Consider the following 24,942-nt stretch of genomic DNA (forward strand, 5'->3'; position numbering starts at 1 on the left):
GCGAGCCCGCGGTCGGGCCGCGCCCCGCGTGTTCGCTCTCAGCGAGACGGCTCGGGGCCCCTCGTCGAGACCTGCTCGTAGCATGGACTCATGCCCTTCTCCGGAGAGATCCACGAACGCGTCGCGAACGCACCCGCCGTGCCGCACGGAGTGCCCCTCGTTGTGCTCCTGACCGGTTTCACGGATGCGGGCAGCGCGGTGTCCGGGCTGATCGACCACCTCCGCGAGTCCACGTCGCCGCAGCCGCTGGTGGTGTTCGACAACGACGCGCTCCTCGACTACCGCGCGCGCCGCCCGGTGATCTCCTTCGATCAGGACCACCTCACGGAGTTCCGCCCGCCGCGGCTCGAGCTGTCCCTCGCGACCGATGCGCTGGGCCGCCCGTTCCTGCTGCTCGCCGGGTACGAGCCGGACTTCGCCTGGAACGCCTTCGCCGAGACGGTGCTCGATCTGGCCGCCGAGTACGAAGTGTCGGGCCTGCACTGGGTGCACTCGATCGCGATGCCCGTGCCGCACACGCGGCCCATTGGAACAACGGTCAGCGGTAACCGCCGCGATCTGGTGGTGTCGCACTCGGTGTGGCGGCCGCGCACCCAGGTGCCCGCGACCGCGGGCCACCTGCTGGAGTACCGATTCGCCGAGCGCGGCGAGCGGGTGGTCGGATTCGTGCTGCTCGTGCCGCACTACCTCGCCGAGACGGAGAACCCGGACGCGGTCAGCGCCGCCGCCGAGAAGCTCATGGCGTCCACGGGACTCGTGCTGATGCTCGACGCCGTGCGCGAGCGCCGCGAGGACTACATCGCCCGGGTTGACGAGCAGGTCGCAGCGAACGACGAACTGCAGCAGATGGTGCACAATCTCGAACGCCGATACGACGCGTACATGGCGGGACGCGACCCTGAGGACGACAGCTACGACGAGGGTGGCTTCAGCGAGCGGGACCTGCCGAGCGCCGACGAACTGGCGGCAGAGCTCGAGCGCTATCTGGCAACGCGACCGTCCGGCGACGAGGACAAGCCCGGTCGCGGCTGACGCGGTTCAGCGAGAACTTCGCCGGATTGCATCCGGAGCGCCACACGTGTGCGATACTAGGAGTCTGACCCGTTGTCAATCGGCGTTTTCGAACGCTGGACTTGACAAGGGTCTTACTAGTGTCCGAAATGTCCCGGGGCCCGCGATCGGCTCCGTGAAAGGCGAAACGTGACTCCTGCCACGACGAAGAACACACGGACGAAGAAGGCCGCCGAAGAACCCACGCCCGACGCCGAGTTCGAGGTCGAGGACCTCGACGAGGCCGCGCCCGCCAAGCGTGCTGCCGCGAAGCGCGGTGGAGGAAAGAAGAAGAAGTCCGAGGAGGTCGTCGAGGACGACGACGCCGTAACGGATTCCGCCGAGGAGACCACCGGGGACGACGAGGAGGAGGACGCCAAGCCGGCGTTCACCGAGCCGCTGCCCACGGGTGCGATCGTCATCTCGTCGAACGACGACGAAGACGTCCCCGTCTACTCGACCCAGATCACCGGCGCCACGGCGGACCCTGTCAAGGACTACCTGAAGCAGATCGGTAAGGTCGCACTGCTGAACGCGGCCGAAGAGGTCGAGCTCGCGATGCGCATCGAGGCGGGGCTGTTCGCGGAGGAGAAGCTCTCCGCGATGACCCCGGCCGAGAAGTCGAGCCAGCTCGGGCTCGACCTGCAGTGGGTCGCCCGTGACGGTCAGCGGGCGAAGAGCCACCTCCTGGGCGCGAACCTGCGCCTCGTGGTGTCGCTCGCCAAGCGCTACACGGGCCGCGGCATGCAGTTCCTGGATCTGATCCAGGAGGGAAACCTCGGTCTGATCCGCGCCGTCGAGAAGTTCGACTACACCAAGGGCTTCAAGTTCTCGACCTACGCGACGTGGTGGATCCGGCAGGCGATCACCCGTGCGATGGCCGACCAGGCCCGGACGATCCGCATCCCGGTCCACATGGTCGAGGTCATCAACAAGCTCGCGCGCGTACAGCGGCAGATGCTGCAGGACCTGGGCCGCGAACCCACCCCGGAGGAACTGAGCCGTGAGCTCGACATGACCCCGGAGAAGGTCGTGGAGGTGCAGAAGTACGGTCGCGAGCCCATCTCGCTGCATACACCGCTCGGCGAGGACGGCGACAGCGAGTTCGGTGACCTGATCGAGGACACCGAGGCCGTCGTTCCCGCGGACGCGGTCGGCTTCACGATGCTGCAGCGCCAGCTCGAGCAGCTGCTCGATTCACTCTCGGAGCGTGAGGCGGGCGTCATCCGCATGCGTTTCGGCCTGGGTGACGGTCAGCCGAAGACGCTGGACCAGATCGGCGACACGTTCGGCGTGACCCGTGAGCGGATCCGCCAGATCGAGTCGAAGACCATGGCGAAGCTTCGTCACCCGAGCCGTTCGCAGTCGCTGCGGGACTACCTCGAGTGATGCAGGCGAACGAGGGTAAGGCGCTCGAGACGAGCGTCGACGGCAAGAGCTATGCGCGGATTCCGCTGCGCACCCGCGTGATCATGCCGGACGACGACCTCGACGCGGTCATCACCGAGTATGCGAAGGATGCCGTCCGACCCGGCGACCTGCTGTTCGTCACGGAGAAGATCGTGGCCATCACGCAGGGTCGCTCGTACCGGCTCGACGAGATCAAGCCTCGCAAGCTCGCGCTGTTCCTGTCGAAGTACGTGACGCGCACGCCGTACGGCATCGGCCTCGGAATGCCCGAGACCATGGAGATGGCTCTGCGCGAGTGCGGCACGCCGCGCATCCTGCTCGCTGCCGCCGTGGCGGCGGTCACGAAGGCGTTCGGACGCAAGGGTGACTTCTACCGGATCGCGGGGGACAAGGCACGGGCGATCGACGGTCCGACGAAGCACACCATCCCGCCGTACAACCAGGCTGTGGTGCTGGGCCCGAAGGATCCGGACGGCGTCGCCGCGCGGCTTAAGCGACTGATCGGCGGCCAGGCCGAGGTCGCGGTCGTCGACATCAACGACCTCGGCGGCAACATCCTGGGTTCGACGCTCGACAAGACGGGCGAGGCGCGTCTCGTGCGCATCCTCGGCGACAACCCGCTGGGCCAGGGCCTGGAGTCCACACCGCTCGGCATCGTCCGCGCGGTCTGAGCGCTCTCTGTACGACAATGCCCCCGGATCGCTCCGGGGGCATTGTCGTGTGCGCGGGTCAGAACCCGATGACCTCGCGATACCGCGGCTTGTGACCGGTGCGGATTCCCGTGACGCTCGGCTTGTTCTCGTAGACGCCGGCGCCCCAGTTGCCCTCGACCAGGACGGGGCCGTCCGGGGTGACGACCACGTCCCAGCCGACGTACTGCACCTCGGGCACGACGCGGGCCACGCGGTCGATGAACGCGCGCACCTCGTCCATGTACGGCAGCTGGAAGTCCGCGATGCGGAAGCCCGAGTCGGGGTGCGTCTCGTGCACGTGCCCGTGCGAGTCATACCCTGCCCCGACGGCGTGCCCGTTCTCGTCGAGCATCGTGTAGAAACCGCCGAAGGTCATCTGATCGCTCACCTCTCCGCGGCCGAACTTCTGAGCCATCGCGAGGATGTGGGCTCGCTCGCCGTCGAAGAACGCGGTGACGCGCGTCGTGTTGACCGTGCCGGGACACACCGCGGCGAGGTCGTCGTGCTGGCGGATGACTTCTTCGATGAGCAGCTCGCCGCGGCTCAGCAGTCCGCGGTGGAACGCGTCCCAGTCGTCGATGTCGGCGGCGTGGTACCGATGGACGCCCGTCCCGGCCTGTCCCACGGGCTCCTTCGTGACGATCGTGCCGAGGCGCTCCGTGAGCGCGCGTACCTCGGCGGCGTTACCCTCCTCGACCACCATCCATTCGCGATGCAGGTGCTCCGAGAACTTCCGGTTGAACTCGATCTTGTCCTGGAAGATCCATCGGAACTCGGGGTGGTCGTACTTCTGCGATAGCTGGTTCGACACCGGGTGCGTCATGTAGGTCTCACGCTCGGCGCGCGTCAGCATCGCGAAGTCGTAGTCGATGTAGTCCTGGAACCCCACGTTGTGCCGCGCGGCGGACCACAGCATGTCGACGACGATCGCCGGAACCGGCTTGCGATGCTGCGCGGAGGCCTCCTTCGCTCGCTCGACCACGGAGCCGACGTCGATGCGGCGGGCACGGCCGAGGAGGTAACGGATGCGGGGCGCGAGAGAAAGACGTGACATGAAGCTCCGGAGGTTGGGGATGCCCTCCAGTCTACGGGGGAGCCCGAGCGGGTCCCCGGAACGCGGAAGCTAGGCTGGAAGACGTGTGTGATACGACCTCGAGTGCGCTTCCCCGAGCGATGATCTCCCGCTCCGCCCTCACCGCTGCGGCCGCGGCTGCGGTACGGGCGGGCGGCTCGATGGCCGATCTGCGTCGTGACGCATGGGGTCACGGGCTGCTCGCCGTGGCCCACGCCGTGACGGCGGCGGGCGCCCGCGAGGTGCGGGTGGACGGCGAGGGCGAAGTGGAGATGCTGCGCCTCGAAGGCATCGTGGGGGTTGCCGCGGGTGAGCCGGACATCGACCCGTCGATCCTCTACGGCCTTCCCGGAGCGGACGGCGGCGCGAGGCCCGTGCTGCGGCTCACGGGACGCGTGATGTCGACCAAGCCCCTGCACGCGGGGGATGCGGTGTCCTACGGCTACACGTTCCGCGCGACGGGTGACACCACGGTCGCGCTCGTGACGGGCGGGTACGCGCAGGGTGTCGTCCGCGCGCTCGGCAACTCCGCCCATGTCGAGATCGATGGCGCTCTGCGCCCGATCGTCGGTCGTGTCGCGATGGACGTCTGCGTGGTGGATCTGCAGGGCACGGCGGCCCCCGTCGGCGCGGAAGTCACCTACTTCGGCGGTACCGGTGCCGCCAGGGAGGCGATCATCCGGTGGTCCGAGGTGACCGACATGTCGCCCGGGGAACTGGTGGCGGTCGCCGGCTCGCACGCCGTTCGAGGGTGGGAAGCATGAAGCATCCGGAACTGCGGCTGAGTCGTCACGCTCTCCTCGACAACATCGCCGCCGTCAGCGCTCGTCTCGACGGGTGCGAGCTCATGCTCGTGCTGAAGGATGACGCCTACGGGCACGGCCTCACGTGGACGGTCGAGACGGCCCTCGTGGCCGGTGTGACGTCGTTCGGGAGCTACGACGTCCGTGGCGGCCTCGACGTACGCCGACTGGTGGGGCCCGATGCCCGGGTCTTCGCGTGGGCCACGTCCTCCGACGAGGAGGTCGACGAGGCGCTGCTCCAGGGCATCGACCTGGGAGTGGGAACGGAGGAGTACCTGCGCCGGATCGTCGCCAGGGCGGAGGCGCTCGGCGTCGTGGCACGCGTACACCTCAAGATCGACACGGGGCTGCACCGCAATGGGGTGCTCCCGGAGGATTGGCCGAGCTTCGTCGCACACGCCCGGTCTGCGGAGGCCGCGGGCGTGCTCTCGCTGGACGGTGTCTGGAGCCACATCGCCGAGGCGAGCGACCGAGACGACGACGAGGCGCAGGCTGCGTTCCTCGACGCCATCCGCGTGACCGCGGAGTCGGGGGACACGCCGACATCGCTGCACCTCACGGCGTCCGCGGCATCGTGGTGGCGCCCGGAGTTGCGAGGCACGGTCGCCCGCATCGGAGCCTTCTGCTACGGGATCCGCTCGGCAGACGGACCAGAGCTGGAGGGCGTGCGTCCCGTAGCGTCCCTGGTGGCACCCGTGACCGCGGTCGACGACGAGCGTGCGGTGATCGAACTCGGGTCTTTCGATGGGCTGCCGTCGACGCTTGCGGGTGCTGCGGTCGGGACACCGGGCGGGACGCGGAGACTGGAGCGCATCGACCCGTTCACCGCGCGGGTCGAGGTGTGGCCGGGAGCGTCGGTCGGCGATGAGGTGACGCTGTTCGGTCCTGGTGAGGCGGGGGAGTCGTCGGCGACGACTCTGGCCGAGCGGATCGACACGGTCGGCGAGGAGATCCTCACCCGCCTGAGCCCGCGGATCCGCCGCGTGCCGGTGGACTGACCCGACGGGTCCGGATCAGTCCACTCGCGTGGTCAGACCGTCTCGACGAGTCGAGCGGTCTCGTCGTGCCAGCTGGTGGCGACGCTGCGCAGCTTCTCTTCGTACTTGCGGCCGTGGTGGGCGCAGAACAGGAGCTCGGAGCCGTTGACCTCGGCGGCGATGTATGCCTGCGCGCCGCAGGAGTCACACCGGTCCATGGCGGTCAGGCGAAACTCGACAGCGGAGGTCTCACGTTCGGTCGTTGCATTCATCTCGGGGCCTCCTCGGGTGTCGGCTTCGTTGTGTGGTCGTGCTCAATACAACCACGCCGCCCCTGTGGGCATGCCCGGTTGGCCGCGTGTTTCGCTCAGCGCGTACGGGTCAGCGGTGGACTGGCCTCGCGCGGGGAGTGTCGGCGGAGCCGGAGGGTGGTGCGCGAATAGACTCGGAGATTGTGAATGCCGAGTACTCCGCCCATCATCTCCAGGTGCTCGAGGGCCTCGAGGCGGTCCGCAAACGACCCGGAATGTACATCGGCTCGAACGGCTCGCCCGGGCTCATGCACTGCCTCTGGGAGATCATCGACAACTCCGTCGATGAGGCCGTGGCGGGCAACGGCACCCGCATCGACATCATCCTGCACGACGACGGCAGCGTCGAAGTGCACGACCGCGGCCGCGGCATCCCGGTCGACGTGGAACCCCGCACCGGTCTGTCCGGCGTCGAGGTCGTCTACACCAAGCTCCACGCCGGCGGGAAGTTCGGCGGCGGCTCCTATGCCGCGTCCGGCGGGCTGCACGGCGTCGGTGCCTCCGTGGTCAACGCCCTCTCGGAGCGCCTCGACGTCGAGGTCGACCGCGGCGGGAAGACGTACGCCATGTCGTTCCACCGAGGCGAGCCCGGGGTGTTCCGTGACTCGGGCGAGAAGCGGCCGGATGCACCGTTCACTCCGTTCGAGGAGAAGAGCGAACTGCGCGTCATCGGCAAGGCCCCGCGCGGGGTGACCGGCACGCGCGTGCGCTACTGGGCCGACCGGCAGATCTTCACCAAGGACGCGGCTTTCCAACTCTCCGAACTCGAGACGCGCGCGCGCCAGACGGCGTTCCTGGTTCCCGGGCTCGAAATCGTGGTGCGCGATGAGCGCACTGAGAGCCTGACGGTCGGGGAAGACGGCGCGCCGACCGGGCCCGTCGAGACGTCGTATCTCTACGAGGGCGGCATCTCCGAGTTCGTCGACTATCTCGCGATCGATCCGCCGGTCACGGACACCTGGCGGATCCAGGGAGAGGGCCGCTTCACCGAGACCGTGCCCGTGTTGCAGGCCGACGGCCACATGGTCGCGACCGAGGTCGAGCGGGTCTGCGAGGTCGATGTCGCCCTGCGCTGGGGCACGGGCTACGACACCCGGATCCGCTCGTTCGTGAACATCATCTCGACGCCGAAGGGGGGCACGCACCAGCAGGGCTTCGAGCAGGAGCTGCTGAAGGTGCTGCGCGCTCAGGTGGAGCAGAACGCGCGTCGGCTCAAGGTCGGCAACGACAAGCTCGAGAAGGACGACGTGCTCGCCGGCCTCACCGCGGTACTCACCGTCAACGTGCCGGAGCCGCAGTTCGAAGGGCAGACGAAGGAGGTGCTCGGAACTCCGGCTGTGCGGCAGATCGTGGCGCAGGTTATGCGCAAGGAGCTCCAGCAGCGGTTCACCTCCACCAAGCGCGACGACAAGAGCCAGGCGACGCAGCTCCTCGACAAGATCGTGTCGGAGATGAAGGCCCGAGTGTCCGCGCGGGCGCACAAGGAGACGCAGCGGCGCAAGAACGCGCTCGAGTCGTCCACGCTGCCCACCAAGCTCGTCGACTGCCGCACCAACGACGTCGAGCGCAGCGAACTGTTCATCGTGGAGGGCGACTCCGCACTGGGCACCGCGAAGAACGCACGCAACAGCGAGTTCCAGGCCCTGCTGCCCATCCGAGGCAAGATCCTCAACGTGCAAAAGGCCTCGGTCGGAGACATGCTCTCCAACGCCGAGTGCGCGTCGATCATCCAGGTCATCGGTGCCGGCTCCGGTCGCACGTTCGACATCGACGCCGCGCGCTATGGGAAGATCATCCTGATGAGCGACGCGGACGTCGACGGCGCCCACATCCGCACCCTCCTGCTCACGCTGTTCTTCCGGTACATGCGACCGCTGATCGAGCACGGCCGCGTGTTCGCCGCTGTCCCGCCGCTGCACCGCATCATCGTGATCAACCCGGGATCGAAGCCGAACGAGACGATCTACACCTATACCGAGCAGGAGCTGCACGCGCTCCTGGCGAAGCTCCGCAAGGCGGGCAAGCGGTGGCACGAGCCGATCCAGCGCTACAAGGGTCTGGGGGAGATGGACGCCGAGCAGCTCGCGAACACCACGATGGACCGCTCCGGTCGTCTGCTGCGCCGCGTCCGGATGGAGGACGCCGAGGCTGCCGGTCGCGTCTTCGAGCTGCTGATGGGGAACGAGGTGGCCCCGCGGCGCGAGTTCATCATCGACTCCGCCGACCGACTGTCGCGCGAATCCATCGACGCCTGAGAGGAAGCGGGGAGCCCGGGTCACCGGGCTCCCCGCTTCGCTTCAGAGCGTCAGACGAGCGTGCGCCCGATGCTACCGATCACACCGTCGATCGGCTGACCCGAGGCGTCGCGTCGCGCCCCCGGCTCCGGCAACTTGCGCACGGCGCCGGTCGGATCCACGGCAAGCGCGGGGGTGGGGCCGACCCACGCGACGGTCAGCCGGTCCTCTCCCTTCAGGAACGCGTGGGCGCGCACACCGCCGGTCGCACGGCCCTTGGCCGGGTACTCCGTGAACGACGTGACCTTGGCACGACCCGGGTCGGTCCCGGGGAGGATGCTCTCGGCTCCGGACACGGTCGCCACGACCGCGTCGGTGCCCGCGGAGACCGCACCGAAGAAGAGCACCGCGGCACCGGAGCCCAGCTTGATACCGGCCATGCCGCCCGCGGGTGCACCCTGCGGACGGACGGACGCGGCGGCGAAGCGGAGCAGCTGCGCATCGGTCGTGAGGAATACGAGCTCGGCGTCGTCCGGCGACTCTGCGGCGCCCACCACCGTGTCACCCGGCTTGAGGCCGATCACCTCGAGCTCCGGGCGAACCGGAAGGGCGGACGGCACGATGCGCTTGACGATGCCCTGCGCCGTGCCGAGCGCGATCGGTGTGTCGCTGTCGAATCGCACGAAGCCGAGGACGCGCTCGCCCTTCGTGGTGATGCCGAGGTAGTCGCGCAGCGGGGCACCGGCAGCCAGCTGCACCGAGCTCGCGGGAACCGACGGGAGGTCCACGGGCGAGAAGCGCACGACTCGACCGCTGCTCGTGAGTGCTCCGAGCTCGGCACGCACCGTGGTCTCGACCGTCGCCAGAATCGCGTCGTGCTTGCTTCTCCTCGTGGGTGCCGTGAGCTCCTGGCCATCGCCGAGGTCGACGCGGACGGCGCGACCGGTGGTCGACAGGACGAGCGTGGTCGGTGCGTCGGCGATCTGCAGGTCCGCCGCGCCCTTGGCGGCGCGTGGCTTCGGGGGAGCGGCGTTCAGCAGGAGGGTGCGGCGCGGCGTGCCATACGCCTCGGCGACGGCGTCGAGTTCGCGGGCGACGGCGGCGCGGAGCAGCGCGGGGCTGGCGAGCAGCTCGCGCAGGTGGGCGATCTCGGCGAGCAGGGCGTCGCGCTCGGTCTCCAGCTCGATGCGGGAGAACTTCGTCAGGCGGCGCAACCGCAACTCGAGGATGTACTCGGCCTGCGGTTCGCTCAGATCGAAGACGGAGCGCAGGCGAGTGCGCGCCTGCTCCGAGTCGTCCGAGGAACGGATGACCTGGATCACTTCATCGATGTCGAGGATCGCGATGAGCAGTCCCTCGACCAGGTGCAGTCGTTCTTCCCGACGGGCGAGGCGGTACCGGCTGCGGCGCGTGATCACCTCGATGCGGTGCCCCACGTAGACGCTCAGCATCTCCTTGAGGCCGAGGGTGCGCGGCTGTCCGTCCACCAGCGCCACGTTGTTGATGCTGAAGGAATCCTCCAGCGGCGTCAGGCGATACAGCTGCTCCAGCACGGCGTTGGGGTCGAACCCGGTCTTGACGCCGATCGCCACACGAAGCCCGTGGTTGCGGTCGGTGAGGTCGGTGACGTCGCTGATGCCCTGCAGCTTCTTCGCCTGCACGGCGTCGCGGATCTTCTCGATCAGACGCTCGGGGCCGACCATGTAGGGCAGCTCGGAGACGATGATGCCCGTGCGCCGGGGACCGAGCGGTTCGATCGACGTCTTGCCGCGCACCTTGAGCGCTCCGCGACCGGTGGTGTACGCGTCCTTCACGCCGTCAAGGCCCATGAGGATGCCGCCCGAGGGGAAGTCGGGTCCTGGCACGTACTCCATCAGTTCTTCCGTCGTGGCATCCGGGTGCTCGAGCAGGTGGATGGCGGCGGCGACGACCTCGATCAGGTTGTGCGGGGCCATGTTGGTCGCCATACCGACGGCGATGCCGCTCGCCCCATTGACCAGCAGGTTCGGGAATGCGGCGGGGAGGACGGCCGGCTGCTGGAACTGGCCGTCATAGTTGGGGATGAAGTCGACGACGTCTTCGTCGAGGTTCTCGGTGAGCGACAGAGCAGCGGCGGCGAGCCGGGCCTCGGTGTATCTGGCGGCGGCGGGCCCGTCGTCGAGCGAGCCGAAGTTTCCGTGTCCGTCGACCAGCGGGACGCGCAGCGCCCAGTCCTGCGCGAGTCGCACGAGCGCGTCGTAGATGGCGGAGTCGCCGTGCGGGTGGAGCTTTCCCATGACCTCGCCGACGACGCGCGCGCTCTTGACATGGCCGCGGTCGGGGCGGAGGCCCATCTCGGCCATCTGGAACAGGATGCGCCGCTGCACCGGCTTGAGTCCGTCGCGGGCGTCTGGCAGGGCACGCGAGTAGATGACGGAGTAGGCGTACTCGAGGAAGGAGCCCTGCATCTCGTGGGAGAGATCGATGTCCTGGATGCGTTCCTCGACAGGCTCGGACGGCGGGGTTTTCGGCATGGACTTCCTGGGGGCGTACGGGAGCCTGTGTCAGACTGGCTCGGATGTCCCTCATGCTACCGTCCGCTTCGCCCAGCGCCCGGAGCGTCGTCGGGGTGGCGGACGACCTGAGCGCCGCTCTCCGCGGCGAGTCCGCGGAGCTTCCGCGCGCGGAGTCGGTCGTGCTCGTGGTGGTGGACGGGCTCGGGGCGATCAGCCTCCGCGGGCACGCCGGACATGCGCGCAGGCTCTCCGGTGCGATGACGAAGCGCGACGTGGCGTACAGCGTGTTTCCCTCGACGACGGCGGCCGCCCTGACCAGCCTCGTGACGGGCGTCTGGCCCGGGGAGCACGGCCTGGTGGGCTATCGCGTCCTCGACCGTGAGCGCGACGTGCTCGTGAATCAGCTCAGCGGCTGGGAGAGCGACGGGCTCGACCCGCTCGTGTGGCAGCCGGTTCCGACGGTGTTCGAGCGAGCGGTGGCCTCGGGGCACGAGGCGTTCGCCGTGGGGCTCGCGGCCTATGCCACGAGCGGCTTCACGAAGGCCACGTTGCGCGGAGCGGCGTTCGTTCCCGCCGCGACTCCCGAGGAGCGGGTCGAGGCGGCGTTCGCCCTCGCGCACGACCACCCCGGATCGATCGTCTACTGCTATCTGCCCGAGGTGGACAAGGCGGGACACCGGTACGGCATCGCCTCGGCCGAGTGGGTCGGCGCCCTGGAGCGTCTCGACGCCGCGCTGGGGGTGCGTGTCCCTTCCGGGGTCGGCGTGATCGTGACATCCGACCACGGCATGGTCGACGTGCCCGCTCACCGGCAGGCGGCTCTCGACGAGTCCCAGTTGCGGGGCGTGCGGCACTTGGGCGGCGAGCCGCGCATGCTGCATGCGTATCTGGAGCCGGACGCCGACGAGCGTGCGGTGATCGCCGGTCTCCGCGCGGGGCTGGAGGGCGCCGCCGACGTCGTGACGCGCGGTGAGGCGTTGCGGGCCGGACTGTTCGGCCCCACGGTGACCGCTGCCGCCTCAGACCGAGTGGGAGACGTGCTCGTGATCGCGCGCGCGGCCTGGGCTGTGTACGACGGAACCGCTGCGGATCAGCGCAACCGGGGGATGGTCGGGCAGCACGGTGCCATGACCGACGAGGAGACGCGGGTTCCGCTCATCCGGCTGGGAGCATTCGCCCGCTGAGGTCCAGCGGGGGCGAGAGCGGCACCTCACTCGTCGGTGCGCGCCCCGAACACGATCTCGTCCCACGAGGGCATGGCGTTGCGGCGGCGTCGGCGACCTCCGCTTTCGGCGGGCTCAGCGGGCGCGCGCTGAGGAGTGGGCTCCGGGTTCTCCGGTTCACTGACCTCGTCGAAGGTCTCGAAGAGCGAGATCGGGCTCGGTTCCTCGCGGCTGTCGTCCTGGTCGTCGAGCAGGGGCGAGGACTCGCGCTGACCGCGGCGGCGGCGCAGCGCCTCGAGCAGGTCGGCGGTCTCGGCGCTCGGGGCGCTCGAGTCCGGAGCACGGTTGATGGCGGCGTCCTGCACGGCGGGGGCGGACCGCTCGGGCAGGGACGGCTCCTCGACGTCCGCGTCGGGGGCGGGGACCAGGCGCGGACCGAAGGCGCCCGAGTCGAAGCGGCTGTCGTCCTTGTACGGCGAGGTGGTCCGCTCGGCCTCCACCGCACGGAGTCGGGGAATCAAGCCCTCGGGGAGCGAGCCCTGCCGGGAGAGCTGTGTGGCGTCGGCGTTGAGCGGCGACAGTGCGCTGCGGCGGGGGTCGAAGCTCCACCGGGCGTCGTGATCGACGTCGTTGGCCGTGAACTCGAGCTTCACGATCCAGCCGGTGTCTTCCTTCCAGCTCGCCCAGCGCTCCGAGGTCGCTGCGACCTCTGCGAGCTTGGCGCGCACCGCGGCACCGAACGTGGGCTGCGCGTCCGGCTCGACCTCGCTGCCGATCAGCACGGGGACGGCGAGAGCCTGGCCGATGATGTGCTCGCGCTCGGCGAGCACGGGGCCCTCGAAGCGGACGACGTCGTCGACAGCGATCCCGAGCAGCTCGGCGACCTCGGACGCGGTGAGGCCGGCGCGGATCTGGGCCTGGATGTCGCGAGGGCTCGCGGCGAGCTTCTGCGCAGTGGGCTCGGCCTGGCGAGTGGCGCGGCGGATCTCCCGCTGCAGCACGTCGTCGATGGGCAGCGCGAAGCGTTCGCCCGACTCGGTCGCGAGCACGAGGACTCCTGCTTCAGTGCCGACGATGGTGACGTTTTCCATGCGAATGCCCCTCTGGTGGGTGTGCGTTCATGGTGTCACGGGGGAGGGCGCGCAGCAGGGAATATCGCGGGCGTGCCGTGAGTTTGCCCTGTCGCATGCGGAGCATTTGCGAAATGCCCCACCGTCATKCAAACTATGGCCGCCGATTACCCGACGGCACACCCGCCCACTCGCACCATGAAAGTGGAGATTCACCGCATGGCAACCGATTACGACGCTCCCCGAAAGAGTGAAGACGACTCCGAGTCGATCGAAGCCCTGAAGGAGCGTGTGCCGGACAAGCTGTCTGGCACGACGGGGGACGAGGACTCCGACAACCCCTCGAACTTCGATCTGCCGGGCGCGGACCTCTCCGATCTCGAGCTGGACGTCGTCGTGCTGCCCGCGCAGCAGGACGAGTTCACCTGCATGAGCTGCTTCCTTGTGAAGCACCGTTCGCAGCTCGACCACGAGGGACCCGACGGCCCCATCTGCAAGGAGTGCGCTGCCTGAGCAGTCCTCCGAGCGACGCATGACGCGCCCCCGACCGTTCGGTCAGGGGCGCGCTGTCGTTGCGGGGTGCTTCACGCCTTCGCGGCACGGATGGCCGCTGCCAGGCGATCGGGCGTGCGGCTGGAGATCGTCCACGCCACCACGGGGTCGGCGTCGTCGAGGTTCGGGACGACCACGATGCCGTCGATGCCCCCGCGGATGAGATGCCACCCTCGCGCGGGGAGCTCCGGCCCCCTGGCCTGCCGGGCCTCGGCGCCGTCGAGTGCGAGGGGTTCGCCGAGCAGGGCGACGTCGATGTGTGCGCGGCCCGCCCGCAGCACGCCGTCCTCGACGGAGACGACCGGGGCGAGGCTGATGAAGGCGAGGACCAGAGCCGCGGAGACGAGCGCGCCGAGAACGAGCGCGATCGTGGATCCGATCGGGACGAAGATGAGCGACACCATGGGGCCGGCGAGCGCGACCGTGACCAGCAGCCACAGGCTCGGGGCGAGTCGCTCGCGGTAGAGGGGGCGTGCGGCGGTGGCGGTGTTCTGCATTAGCCTCATGGGGTGACCGATTCCGTTGATGTCCCCATTATCGCCGCAGTCGTCCCCGGCTACGCGCATCCGGGTGATGCGGGCGCCGATCTGGTGGCCGCGGAGGCGGTCCGACTCGAGCCGGGTGAGCGCGCGCTCGTTCCCACCGGAGTGCGCATCGCGCTTCCGGACGGCTACGCGGCCTTCGTCGTTCCGCGCAGCGGTCTCGCCGCCAAACACGGGATCTCCATCGTCAACTCTCCCGGCACGGTCGACGCGGGCTACCGCGGCGAGATCAAGGTGAGCCTGATCAACACGGACATCCACAGCGCGTACGATGTGGCCGTCGGCGATCGCATCGCCCAACTCATCGTCATGCCCGTCACCCGCGCCCGGTTCCTCCCGGTCGAGGAGCTTCCGGACAGCGTGAGAGGCGACGGGGGATTCGGATCGACCGGCTATCAGGCACAGGCCACCGCGAACGAAGCAGGACAGGTGAAATGAGCGAGAGCAACCCGACCCCTTCCAAGTCGGCGCCGGAGAACCGCGCCACCGATGGTCCTTTCGACGACTCCGAGGCGAATCCGGTCCGCCCGTACATCGATCTCGGCGGGATCAAGATCCTTCCGCGCGAAGGTCTGAACCTGCGCCTCGAGGTCGAGGAGCAGTCGAAGCGGATCGTGGCGGTCGGGCTCGACTACGCGGAGTCCTCGTTGCAGGTGCAGCCGTTCGCGGCCCCCCGCTCGGGCGGCCTGTGGGATGAGACTCGCGTGCAGCTTCGCGATCAGGTGAAGGCGCAGGGCGGCCGAGTCGAGGAGCGCGAGGGCCCGCTGGGCAAGGAATTGCTCGCCGAGGTGCCCGCTACCGCGGCCGAGGGCTCGGGATTGCGCCTGGCACGCTTCATCGGCATCGACGGCCCGCGGTGGTTCCTGCGTGGAGTCATCGGTGGTGCGGCGGCTTCCGACCCGGAAGCGGCGGCGAAGGTGGAGGATCTCTTCCGCTCGATCGTCGTGGTCCGGGGCGGTGCTCCCATGCCGCCGCGCGATCTCATTCCGCTGAAGATGCCCGCGACCCCGGGCTCGGCGTGACCACGCCTGTCCCCGACGACCCCGAGCGCCCGCAGACGGCTTCCGAGATCCTCGGGGCCGCACTCGGGGGAGCGGCCCGTAAGGCAGGGCTGGATCCTGCAAAGGGCGCGAGCACGCACACGGTCGTATGGTCGGCGATGGGTGGCTGGCGTGGCATCGTCGAGTCGGTCGTACCGAGCCTCGCCTTCGTCGTCTTCTTCACCCTTCGTCCGCAGCCGCTGATCCTTCCCCTCGGCGTCTCCGTCGGTCTGGCGGCTCTCTTCACGATCGTGCGACTGCTGCAGAAGTCACCGCCCTCCGCGGCGCTCGGCGGCCTGATCGCCGCAGTGGCGGCCGCGGGGCTGGCGCTGTGGACCGGTCGTGGCGAGGACAACTTCGTTCCGGGCCTCATCACCAATGCGGTGTACGGCTCGGCGATCCTCGTGTCTGCGTTGATCGGCTGGTCCGTGATCGGTCTGGCCGCCGGGTTCCTCATGGGCGAGGGCACGGCGTGGCGTGCCGACCGTCGCAAGCGGCGCGCCTTCTTCTGGCTCGGCATCGCCTGGTCTGCCCTGTTCTTCGCCCGGTTGGCCGTGCAGTTCCCGCTCTATCTCGCGGGCGACGTCACGGCTCTCGGGACGCTCAAGCTCGTGATGGGCCTGCCGCTGTTCGCGCCGCTCATTGCGGTGACGTGGCTGGTGGTGCGTGCTCTGTATCCCCGCGCGTCGTCGCGCGAAGACGCCGCCGAGGCGTGATAGATTTATCTCGACATCAAGATAAATTGCAGGCTTTCGTCCACGCGTCGCGGGGAGCAGACTGGTTAGGTCCGCCTTCCTAGCCGCCGGGGTGCGCGGGCGAGCAAGATGGAGGCGCCTGTCGCTCCCCATCCGACTAGAAGGAGACGGATTCGTGTCCACGGTGAACAGCTTCGGTGCCAAGAGCACCCTGACGGTCGGCAGCACCGACTACGAGATCTTCCGCATCGACACGGTGCCCGGTTTCGACAAGCTCCCCTTCAGTCTCAAGGTTCTCCTCGAGAACCTGCTCCGCACCGAAGACGGTGCGAACGTGACGAAGGCGCAGATCGAGGCGCTCGGCTCCTGGGACGCGACGGCGGAGCCGAACACCGAGATCCAGTTCACGCCGGCACGCGTCGTCATGCAGGACTTCACCGGTGTGCCCTGCATCGTCGACCTCGCCACCATGCGCGAGGCCGTCACGGCGCTCGGCGGCGACGCGAACAAGATCAACCCGCTCTCGCCTGCCGAGATGGTGATCGACCACTCCGTCATCGCCGACCTCTTCGGCACCGAGAACGCGCTCGAGCGCAACGTGGAGATCGAGTACGAGCGCAACGGCGAGCGGTATCAGTTCCTCCGTTGGGGTCAGACGGCGTTCAGCGACTTCAAGGTCGTCCCGCCCGGGACCGGCATCGTCCACCAGGTGAACATCGAGCACCTGGCCAAGGTCATCTACGACCGCGAGGTCGGCGGCGTGCTCCGTGCCTACCCCGACACCTGTGTCGGCACCGACTCCCACACGACCATGGTCAACGGGCTCGGCGTGCTGGGCTGGGGCGTCGGCGGCATCGAGGCCGAGGCGGCCATGCTCGGTCAGCCCGTGTCGATGCTCATCCCGCGCGTCGTGGGCTTCAAGCTCTCCGGTGAGATCCCGGCCGGCGTGACCGCGACCGACGTCGTGCTCACCATCACCGACATGCTGCGCAAGCACGGCGTGGTCGGCAAGTTCGTGGAGTTCTACGGCGAGGGCGTCGCCTCCGTGCCGCTCGCCAACCGCGCGACGATCGGCAACATGTCGCCCGAGTTCGGCTCGACCGCCGCGATCTTCCCGATCGACGACGTCACTCTCGACTACCTGCGCCTCACCGGCCGCAGCGAAGAGGCCGTCGCGCTCGTCGAGGCCTACGCCAAGGAGCAGCAGCTCTGGCACGACGCGTCCCGCGAGCCCGTCTTCAGCGAGTACCTCGAGCTGGACCTCGGCACCGTCGTGCCGTCGATCGCCGGCCCGAAGCGTCCGCAGGACCGCATCCTGCTGTCCGAGGCCAAGTCGCAGTTCGAGCAGGACATCCTGAACTACGCCGCGCCCTCGACCAGCGAGGACATCGTCGACCTCGAGTCGAAGCACTCGTTCCCGGCGTCCGACCCCGGGCAGGTCCCCGGTGAGGAGGAGCCCACCACGCGCCCGGTGCACATCAGCAGCGGCGCACCGGTCAACGCCTCCAACCCGGTGCCGGTCACCACGCCGGAGGGCGAGAAGTACATCCTCGACAACGGCGCCGTGACCCTCGCCGCCATCACGTCGTGCACCAACACGTCGAACCCGTCGGTCATGATCGCTGCCGGTCTGCTCGCTCGTAAGGCGCGCCAGAAGGGCCTGAAGCAGAAGCCGTGGGTCAAGACGACGCTCGGCCCCGGCTCGAAGGTCGTCACCGACTACTACGAGAAGTCCGGACTGGACAAGGACCTCGAAGGCCTCGGCTTCTACACGGTCGGCTACGGCTGCACGATCTGCATCGGAAACTCCGGCCCGCTGATCGAGGAGGTCTCCGAGGCGATCAACTCGCACGACCTCGCCGTCACGGCCGTCCTCTCGGGCAACCGCAACTTCGAGGGTCGCATCAGCCCCGATGTGAAGATGAACTACCTGGCCAGCCCGCCGCTGGTCATCGCGTACGCCCTCGCCGGTTCGATGCACTTCGACTTCGAGACCGACGCCCTCGGTCAGGACGCCGACGGCAACGACGTGTTCCTCAAGGACATCTGGCCGTCGCCGGAAGAGGTGCAGGAGATCGTCGACTCGTCGATCTCTCGTGACCAGTTCATCAAGCAGTACGCGACCGTGTTCGACGGTGACGAGCGCTGGCGCAGCCTGCCCACGCCGGACGACGACACGTTCCAGTGGGACGAGAACTCGACCTACGTGCGCAAGGCGCCGTACTTCGACGGGATGACCATGGAGCTCACCCCGGTGAAGGACATCCAGGGCGCACGCGTCATGGCGACGCTGGGTGACTCGGTCACGACCGACCACATCTCGCCTGCCGGCAACATCAAGCCCGGCACGCCGGCCGCGCAGTACCTCACCGAGCACGGTGTCGACCGCAAGGACTTCAACTCCTTCGGCTCGCGTCGTGGCAACCACGAGGTGATGATCCGCGGCACGTTCGCGAACATCCGCCTGAAGAACCTCATGGTCGCGGCCGTCAACGACGGTCAGGTCGTGGAGGGTGGCTTCACGCGCGACTTCACGCAGCCGGGCGGCCCGCAGTCCTACATCTACGACGCCTGCATGAACTACGCCGAGCAGGGCACCCCGCTCGTCGTGTTCGGTGGCAAGGAGTACGGCTCCGGCTCCTCGCGCGACTGGGCGGCCAAGGGCACCAGCCTGCTGGGGGTCAAGGCCGTCATCACCGAGAGCTTCGAGCGCATCCACCGCTCCAACCTCATCGGAATGGGCGTCGTGCCGCTGCAGTTCCCCGCGGGGGAGAGCTGGGAGTCGCTGGGCCTCGACGGCACCGAGATCGTCTCGATCACGGGACTCGAGGAGCTCAACAACGGCGTCACCCCGAAGACCGTGCACGTGACCGCGACGCCGAGCGAGCACTCGCCCGAGGGCAAGCAGCCGATCGAGTTCGACGCGGTCGTCCGTATCGACACCCCTGGTGAGGCGGACTACTACCGCAACGGCGGCATCCTGCAGTACGTGTTGCGGTCGCTCGTCTGATCGCCGCAGTCGGAGGGGCCCGGGTCTTCGGACACGGGCCCCTTCGGCGTGTCAAGGGGGTCGTCGTCCTCGGCCGTTTCTCCGAGTCCCCGAGGTAGGATCGGTAGGCGCTCGCACCCGTGACGGGCGTCTCTGTCGAAGCCTGTGAGGAGGCGCAGATGCCCATTCTTCCGAGCATCTCTGGACCCCGCGACCTGGACCGTCTGTCGCCAGAGCAACTGGAAGAACTCGCCGCCGAGATCCGCGCGTTCCTCGTCGAGAACGTCTCTCGCACCGGCGGGCACCTCGGTCCGAACCTCGGCGTCGTCGAACTCACGATCGCCCTGCACCGGGTGTTCTCCTCCCCGGACGATCCCTTCATCTTCGACACCGGGCACCAGTCGTACGTGCACAAGCTGCTCACCGGTCGCCAGGACTTCTCGGGCCTGCGCGTGCGCGGTGGCCTGGCGGGCTACCCACAGCGCGGCGAGAGCCCCCACGATGTGGTCGAGTCATCGCACGCGTCGAGCTCGCTCAGCTGGGCCGACGGCGTCTCCCGCGCCCTCACCGCGACCGGGCGCGCCGATCGGCACGTCGTCGCCGTGGTGGGCGACGGGGCGCTCACGGGCGGCATGACGTGGGAAGCACTGAACAACATCTCCGACGACAACGACCGGAACCTGGTCATCGTGGTCAACGACAACGGGCGCTCCTACGCCCCGACCATCGGCGGGATGTCACGGTATCTCAACCGGGTCCGCACGGCGGCCGCGTACAAGGACCTCCATCACAAGTCCGACCGCCTGTTCCGCGCGTTCGGCCCCGTCGGCCGCGCCGTGTTCCGCGGGGTACGCGGCGGTACGCACGGGTTCCTGTCGCGATTCACGAACAACGAGGCGCTGTACTCGAACCTCGACATCAAGTACCTGGGCCCGGTGGACGGCCACGATCTTCCTGCTCTTCTCGAGACGCTGGAACTCGCGAAATCGTATGGAGCGCCCGTGATCGTGCACGCGATCACCGAGAAGGGGCGAGGCTACCAGCCCGCGCGCGACGACGACGCCGACCAGTTCCACGCCGTCGGCCGCATCGACCCGGCGACGGGCGAGACGCTGTCCTCCGGCGGACGCGGGTGGACGGACGTGTTCTCGGACGCCCTGGTGAGCGTGGGCGAGCGTCGCTCCGACGTGATCGCGATCACCGCGGCGATGCTGCGGCCGACCGGCCTGGCGCCGTTCGCCGAGCGCTTCCCCGACCGCGTGTACGACGTGGGCATCGCCGAACAGCACGCCGTGGCGTCCGCGGCCGGGCTCGCATACGGCGGGCTGCACCCCGTGGTGGCGGTATACGCCACCTTCATGGGGCGAGCCTTCGACCAGGTGCTGATGGACGTCGCGCTTCACCGTGCCGGCGTGACGTTCGTGCTCGACCGCGCCGGTGTCACGGGTCCCGACGGTCCGAGCCACCACGGCATGTGGGACCTCGCGATGCTGCAGATCGTCCCGCACATCCGCATCGCGGCGCCCCGCGACGGCGTGCGGCTGACGGAGGCGCTCGACGAGGCGGTCGCGGTCGACGACGCCCCGACCGTGATCCGGTTCCCGAAGGGAGAGGTCGCCCCCGACCTCCCGGCGATCGAACGGCTCGCCGACGGTGTCGACGTGCTGGCCAGGGGTGAGAGCGAGGACGTGCTGATCGTCGCGATCGGCCCGTTCGCCGAGCTCGCCCTCGACGTGGCGGACCGTCTGCGCGCACAGGGTATCGGCGCCACCGTGCTGGACCCGCGGTGGGCGATCCCCGTTCAGCCTTCGGTGGTCGAACACGCCGCACGGCATCGCCTCGTCATCACGCTCGAGGACGGTATCCGCGTGGGCGGCATCGGCACGCGCGTCCGCCAGGTGCTGCGCGAGGCCGGGATCGACACGGCCGTGGACGAGCTGGGACTCCCGGACGAGTTCATCGATCACGCCTCGCGTGACCAGATCCTCGCGGATGCGGGGCTCACGGCCTCGAAGATCGCGCAGGATGTGGTGGCGCAGGTGCTCGGGACGCGCATCCCCAAAGCGCGTCACGCGGGGGAGACCGGCACGATCGACCTGCCGCTGCACGAGCGCCACTGACTCGGGCGTGGTCGGGGCACCGCGGCCGCTCAGCGGAGGTCGGCGAGGGTTTCCGCGACGATGCGCGCCACGGCCGGGCGGGCTCGTTCGGCATCCGACGCCACGAGCCCCAGGCGGCTTCGCCGTTCCAGCACGTCGTCCGCGGTGAGGGCACCCTCACGTCGCACCGCGAACTCCACCTCGGCGCGAGAGAGCTCGGGAGGCGCCGTCGCGCGGCCCGGGGCGCTCCACCGCACCGCCATGTCGTCCACGAGGCGTAGGGTCGCAGTCCGGCTGGCGGGTGCCGCGATGCCGCGATGGCGCAGTGCCAGGTCGACCGCGTCCTCCGCCATCCGACGGTAGGTCGTGAGCTTCCCTCCCAGCACCGACACGAATCCGCCGGTCGAGGCGCGCACGAGGTGCCGCCGCGAGACGTCTGCCGAGGAGACCGCCCCGTTGTCGACCAGTGGCCGCAATCCCGCAAAGGCGCCGCGGACGTGGTTCCGGTTCAGAGGCTGCGCGAGCAACCGGTTCAGTGTCTCGAGGAGCGCATCGATCTCCGCATCGGTCGGGGCGGCGACGCGGGGGATCGCGCCGGGTGCTTCCTCGTCCGTGAGTCCCACGATCACGCGGCCGTGCCGTTGAGGGAGGGCGAACACGTAGCGGCTGATCGATCCCTCTCGAGGAATCGTCAGGGCCGCGGTGGGGTGGCCCAGGGCGGCCGCGTCGAGCACGATGTGGGTGCCGCGGCTCGGGCGCACCCGGATGCCGTCGTCGAGCGTGCCCGCCCACACCCCCGTGGCGTTCACCACGGCGCGAGCGCGGAGCTCGAGCCGTTCGCCCGTCAGCGCGTCCTCGGCCGTCGCGCCGTCGGCGTGCAGCCGTCCGGCCCGAACCCGCGTGAGGATGCGTGCCCCGAGTCCGGCGGCCGTGCGCGCGACCGCGACGACGAGGGCGGCGTCGTCGACCAGTTGCCCGTCGAATCCGAGCACGCCGCCGCGCAGGCCGCGACGATGCAGTGCGGGGAACAGGCGGGCGGCCTCGCTCGCCCCCACGAGCCGCGGCGGGGGGAGGACGCGACGCGGCGTCCTGGCGTGCAGTCGCAGAGCGTCGCCCAGGGCCATGCCGACGGCACCCGCGCTGCGCTGGCGGATGGTCACCCCGGGCGCGAAGGGGAGGAGCTGCGGCAGTGGACGGATGAGGTGCGGCGCGATCGCGGTCATCAGCAGGTGGCGTTCGAGCGCGCTTTCGTTGGCGGTGGCGACATCGCCGGTCGCCAGGTATCGCAGCCCACCGTGCACCAGCTTCGAGCTGAAGCGACTCGTGCCGAACGCGAGGTCCTCCGCCTCGATGAGGGTCACGCGGAGGCCTCGGGAGGCCGCATCGAGGGCCGCGCCGACGCCCGTGATGCCGCCACCGACCACCAGGACGTCACAGGTTTCTTCCGCTGCGGCGACGAGATCGCGTCGGCGGCGGGCGGCGTCGAGGGCGGTGGCCGGTGCGGTCATGGCCGCAGATGCCCGTCCAGAGCGGCACGGAGCTCGCGTTCCCACGCGGTCTCGTCGATCAGGTCGGCCACGGTCCCATGCGACAGGACGGCCGACTGCGCGATGAGCAGCAGCATGACGGCGATCTCGCCGGGTGCTCCCGTCCGCACCGACCCGTGCGTCTGAGCTCGCTCGATGGCCGCGGTCAGCCAGTCGAGGATGAGCCGCTGACTCGATCCGACCCGCTGCAGGGTGTACCGCGTGAACGCCTCCGGCTCTTCGTCGAGCAGCCGGCCGTACACCTCGTCGGCGCGGAACAGGGCGATGAAGGCGAGGACGTCGTCGACCAGTGCCGCCCGGGACTCCGCGATCGCGGGGAGCCGATCGATGAGCCGCCCGACGCGTCGCAGCAGAGCCGCCCGCACCACATCGTCCGCGTCGCTCCAGGTGCGGTAGATGGTCGGGCGGCTGAGGCCCGAGCGGCGGGCGAGCGCGGCGATCGTGACGCCATGGACGCCGGCACGCACGAGGAGGTCGTCCGCCGCGTCGAGGACTCTGTTCTGCGTCGGTTCCCAGGACGGGATCGCAACCGCGGGTTGACGTTCTTCCATGATGTGTCACACTGTAACGCATGCAGCACGAGAACGGCAGGGCCGCCGATCCGGAGCCCATGCGCTGGAACGGCTGGGGAGATCCGGCGAAGGCGAAGGAGCTCCCGCGCGCCGTCCGGGCGCTGATTCCGCTGTTGCTGGGACGGGTGCGCCGTCCTGCACCCTCCCCATCGCTCGCGGAGGTCCGCGTCGAGTCGAGCGGCCTGACCGACGCGGACCGTGCGGCCTTCGCCGCCATCGTCGGGCCCGAGGGCGTGCAGGTGACCGAGGAGGCGCGGATCCGTCACGCCGGGGGGCGCTCGACTCTCGACCTGCTGCGTCGCCGTGCGCACGAACAACGCGTCCCTGACGGCGTCGTCCTCCCCGCCGACCACGCCCAGGTCTCCGCCTGCCTCGCGGTGGCCGGCGAACGCGACGTCGCGGTGATCCCGTACGGCGGCGGCACCAGCGTGGTCGGCGCGCTCGACCCGGAGCGTGGATGGCACCGGGCCGTGATCAGCCTCGACCTGCGTCGCCTGACCGGCCTCCTCCGCGTGGACGCGCTGAGCGGGGAAGCGGTGCTCGCGGCCGGGACCACGGGTCCCGATGCCGAGGCCCTCCTCGCCGCCCACGACCTCGAGCTGGGGCACTATCCGCAGAGCTTCCGTTACGCGACGATCGGCGGCTTCGCAGCCGCCCGCTCCTCCGGACAGAACTCCGCGGGCCACGGTCGCTTCGACACGATGGTCACCGGGATCCGCGTCGCGACGCCCACGGGCGATCTCGAGCTCGGTCGATCCCCGGGATCCGCCGCCGGACCGGACCTGATCCGGCTCTTCCTCGGCTCCGAGGGCATCTTCGGCGTGATCACGGAGGTGCGCGTGCGCGTGCATCCGGTGCCGACACGCCGGGTGTTCGAGTCATGGTCGTTCGCCGACTTCGCGCACGGAGTCGACGGCCTGCGCCGCGTCGCGCAGCGGGGTGCCGGCCCCACGGTGATCCGACTGTCGGACGAGGCCGAGACCGCGGTGAGCCTCGCGCAGGTGGGACGCATCGGAAGAGCCATCGCGCGGGGTGCCAGCGTCGTGACCGTGTACGAGGGGGAGGACATCGACGCCCGCCGCGCCCGCACCGGGGAACTCCTGCGTGCGGCCGGCGGGACGTCGTCGGGTGCCGGCGACGCCGAGGACTGGGCGGCTGGACGCTTCGATGGCCCGTACCTCCGCGACTCCCTGCTCGACGCCGGCGTGTTCTGCGAGACCCTGGAGACCGCGACCACGTGGTCGGGGCTCCCCGCGCTCAAGGCGGCAGTCGAGACGGCCCTGCGCGACGGCTTCCACGACGCGGGCGCCCGTTCGACCGTGATGTGCCACGTGTCGCACGTGTATCCCACGGGGGCATCGCTGTACTTCACGGTGCTGGCCGGGATCCGCAGCGACCCGCTGTCGGTGTGGACGGCGGTGAAGGCGCGCGTGAACGATGCGATCCTGGCGCACGGCGGCACGATCAGTCACCACCATGCGGTCGGACGCGACCACGCGCCCTGGCTCGCGCAGGAGATCGGGCCGACCGGAACACGGATCCTCGCCGCGGTCAAACGTGAGCTCGACCCGCAGGGACTCCTCAACCCGGGCGCCGTGATCCCGGATGTCCTCCTGACGGAGGGCTGAC

At 69.4% G+C, this 24,942-nt stretch carries 21 protein-coding genes; 14 read left to right on the top strand and 7 right to left on the bottom strand.

Annotation, left to right across the window (positions count from 1 at the left end):
• The first annotated feature begins 90 nt into the window (after nucleotides 1–90).
• From KE274_RS11825 to KE274_RS11835, 3 genes are all read left to right on the top strand, one after another.
• Nucleotides 91–1,032, top strand: coding sequence for a proteasome assembly chaperone family protein (locus KE274_RS11825; protein WP_211543998.1), 942 nt, complete (start codon nucleotides 91–93; stop codon nucleotides 1,030–1,032).
• A gap of 168 nt (nucleotides 1,033–1,200) precedes the next feature.
• Nucleotides 1,201–2,439: an RNA polymerase sigma factor gene (locus tag KE274_RS11830; protein WP_211544000.1), complete on the top strand. Its 1,239-nt coding sequence runs from the start codon at nucleotides 1,201–1,203 to the stop codon at nucleotides 2,437–2,439.
• A complete protein-coding gene (locus tag KE274_RS11835; protein ID WP_211544002.1) occupies nucleotides 2,439–3,131 on the top strand; it encodes a coenzyme F420-0:L-glutamate ligase in 693 nt (230 codons plus the stop codon). The genes KE274_RS11830 and KE274_RS11835 overlap by 1 nt, the downstream gene beginning before the upstream one ends.
• A gap of 58 nt (nucleotides 3,132–3,189) precedes the next feature.
• Here KE274_RS11835 and KE274_RS11840 read toward each other — a convergent pair whose 3' ends face one another.
• Nucleotides 3,190–4,206: a sugar-transfer associated ATP-grasp domain-containing protein gene (locus KE274_RS11840; protein ID WP_211544004.1), complete on the bottom strand. Its 1,017-nt coding sequence runs from the start codon at nucleotides 4,204–4,206 to the stop codon at nucleotides 3,190–3,192.
• Between the two features lie 83 nt (nucleotides 4,207–4,289).
• Between KE274_RS11840 and KE274_RS11845 the strand changes: the two genes are divergently transcribed.
• Both KE274_RS11845 and KE274_RS11850 read left to right on the top strand, forming a co-directional pair.
• The gene (locus tag KE274_RS11845) at nucleotides 4,290–4,988 is read left to right on the top strand and encodes an alanine racemase (RefSeq protein ID WP_307872202.1); all 699 of its coding nucleotides are present in this window, start codon (nucleotides 4,290–4,292) and stop codon (nucleotides 4,986–4,988) included.
• Nucleotides 4,985–6,025, top strand: a complete 1,041-nt coding sequence (locus KE274_RS11850) for an alanine racemase (RefSeq protein WP_211544006.1) — start codon at nucleotides 4,985–4,987, stop codon at nucleotides 6,023–6,025. Before KE274_RS11845 ends, KE274_RS11850 begins: the two co-directional genes overlap by 4 nt.
• A gap of 32 nt (nucleotides 6,026–6,057) precedes the next feature.
• Here the strand turns inward: KE274_RS11850 and KE274_RS11855 are convergent, their stop codons facing one another.
• A complete protein-coding gene (locus KE274_RS11855) occupies nucleotides 6,058–6,276 on the bottom strand; it encodes a DUF7455 domain-containing protein (protein ID WP_136033021.1) in 219 nt (72 codons plus the stop codon).
• A 182-nt stretch (nucleotides 6,277–6,458) separates the two neighbouring features.
• Between KE274_RS11855 and KE274_RS11860 the strand changes: the two genes are divergently transcribed.
• The gene (locus tag KE274_RS11860) at nucleotides 6,459–8,570 is read left to right on the top strand and encodes a DNA gyrase/topoisomerase IV subunit B (protein ID WP_431806131.1); all 2,112 of its coding nucleotides are present in this window, start codon (nucleotides 6,459–6,461) and stop codon (nucleotides 8,568–8,570) included.
• Nucleotides 8,571–8,620: 50 nt separating this feature from the next.
• Here KE274_RS11860 and KE274_RS11865 read toward each other — a convergent pair whose 3' ends face one another.
• The gene (locus KE274_RS11865) at nucleotides 8,621–11,062 is read right to left on the bottom strand and encodes a DNA gyrase/topoisomerase IV subunit A (RefSeq protein WP_211544008.1); all 2,442 of its coding nucleotides are present in this window, start codon (nucleotides 11,060–11,062) and stop codon (nucleotides 8,621–8,623) included.
• A gap of 44 nt (nucleotides 11,063–11,106) precedes the next feature.
• Here KE274_RS11865 and KE274_RS11870 point away from each other — a divergent pair, with 44 nt between their 5' ends.
• The gene (locus tag KE274_RS11870; RefSeq protein ID WP_249186308.1) at nucleotides 11,107–12,228 is read left to right on the top strand and encodes an alkaline phosphatase family protein; all 1,122 of its coding nucleotides are present in this window, start codon (nucleotides 11,107–11,109) and stop codon (nucleotides 12,226–12,228) included.
• Nucleotides 12,229–12,254: 26 nt separating this feature from the next.
• Here the strand turns inward: KE274_RS11870 and sepH are convergent, their stop codons facing one another.
• Nucleotides 12,255–13,298 carry a septation protein SepH gene (sepH, locus tag KE274_RS11875; protein ID WP_211544010.1) on the bottom strand — a complete coding sequence of 348 codons (1,044 nt, stop codon included), beginning with the start codon at nucleotides 13,296–13,298 and terminating at the stop codon, nucleotides 12,255–12,257.
• A gap of 198 nt (nucleotides 13,299–13,496) precedes the next feature.
• Between sepH and KE274_RS11880 the strand changes: the two genes are divergently transcribed.
• The gene (locus KE274_RS11880; protein WP_025103572.1) at nucleotides 13,497–13,790 is read left to right on the top strand and encodes a DUF4193 domain-containing protein; all 294 of its coding nucleotides are present in this window, start codon (nucleotides 13,497–13,499) and stop codon (nucleotides 13,788–13,790) included.
• A gap of 71 nt (nucleotides 13,791–13,861) precedes the next feature.
• On the opposite strand, the gene KE274_RS11885 is transcribed toward KE274_RS11880, so the two are convergent.
• Nucleotides 13,862–14,335 carry a DUF3093 domain-containing protein gene (locus tag KE274_RS11885; protein WP_249186309.1) on the bottom strand — a complete coding sequence of 158 codons (474 nt, stop codon included), beginning with the start codon at nucleotides 14,333–14,335 and terminating at the stop codon, nucleotides 13,862–13,864.
• A gap of 3 nt (nucleotides 14,336–14,338) precedes the next feature.
• On the opposite strand from KE274_RS11885, the gene dut reads away from it, so the two are divergent.
• The 5 genes from dut (at nucleotide 14,339) to dxs (ending at nucleotide 21,215) form a co-directional block, all read left to right on the top strand.
• Nucleotides 14,339–14,809, top strand: a complete 471-nt coding sequence (gene dut, locus KE274_RS11890; protein WP_211544012.1) for a dUTP diphosphatase — start codon at nucleotides 14,339–14,341, stop codon at nucleotides 14,807–14,809.
• Entirely contained in the window at nucleotides 14,806–15,393 is a 588-nt protein-coding gene (locus KE274_RS11895) for a DUF3710 domain-containing protein (RefSeq protein WP_211544013.1), read from the top strand. Before dut ends, KE274_RS11895 begins: the two co-directional genes overlap by 4 nt.
• A complete protein-coding gene (locus KE274_RS11900) occupies nucleotides 15,390–16,127 on the top strand; it encodes a DUF3159 domain-containing protein (protein ID WP_211544015.1) in 738 nt (245 codons plus the stop codon). The genes KE274_RS11895 and KE274_RS11900 overlap by 4 nt, the downstream gene beginning before the upstream one ends.
• A gap of 154 nt (nucleotides 16,128–16,281) precedes the next feature.
• Nucleotides 16,282–19,116, top strand: a complete 2,835-nt coding sequence (locus KE274_RS11905; RefSeq protein ID WP_211544017.1) for an aconitate hydratase — start codon at nucleotides 16,282–16,284, stop codon at nucleotides 19,114–19,116.
• A gap of 158 nt (nucleotides 19,117–19,274) precedes the next feature.
• A complete protein-coding gene (dxs, locus tag KE274_RS11910) occupies nucleotides 19,275–21,215 on the top strand; it encodes a 1-deoxy-D-xylulose-5-phosphate synthase (RefSeq protein ID WP_211544019.1) in 1,941 nt (646 codons plus the stop codon).
• Nucleotides 21,216–21,244: 29 nt separating this feature from the next.
• Here the strand turns inward: dxs and KE274_RS11915 are convergent, their stop codons facing one another.
• Together KE274_RS11915 and KE274_RS11920 are read right to left on the bottom strand one after the other, a co-directional pair.
• Nucleotides 21,245–22,702 (bottom strand): glycerol-3-phosphate dehydrogenase/oxidase, encoded by a 1,458-nt coding sequence (locus tag KE274_RS11915; protein WP_211544021.1) that lies wholly within the window; start codon nucleotides 22,700–22,702, stop codon nucleotides 21,245–21,247.
• Complete coding sequence (locus KE274_RS11920) at nucleotides 22,699–23,292, bottom strand: TetR/AcrR family transcriptional regulator (RefSeq protein WP_211544023.1); 594 nt, start codon at nucleotides 23,290–23,292, stop codon at nucleotides 22,699–22,701. Before KE274_RS11920 ends, KE274_RS11915 begins: the two co-directional genes overlap by 4 nt.
• A gap of 20 nt (nucleotides 23,293–23,312) precedes the next feature.
• Between KE274_RS11920 and KE274_RS11925 the strand changes: the two genes are divergently transcribed.
• A complete protein-coding gene (locus KE274_RS11925) occupies nucleotides 23,313–24,941 on the top strand; it encodes an FAD-binding oxidoreductase (protein WP_249186310.1) in 1,629 nt (542 codons plus the stop codon).
• Nucleotide 24,942: the final 1 nt, after the last annotated feature.

Origin of the sequence: Microbacterium paraoxydans, from assembly GCF_018224615.1 — a bacterium.
In the GTDB taxonomy this organism is placed as follows: Bacteria; Actinomycetota; Actinomycetes; order Actinomycetales; family Microbacteriaceae; genus Microbacterium; species Microbacterium paraoxydans_B.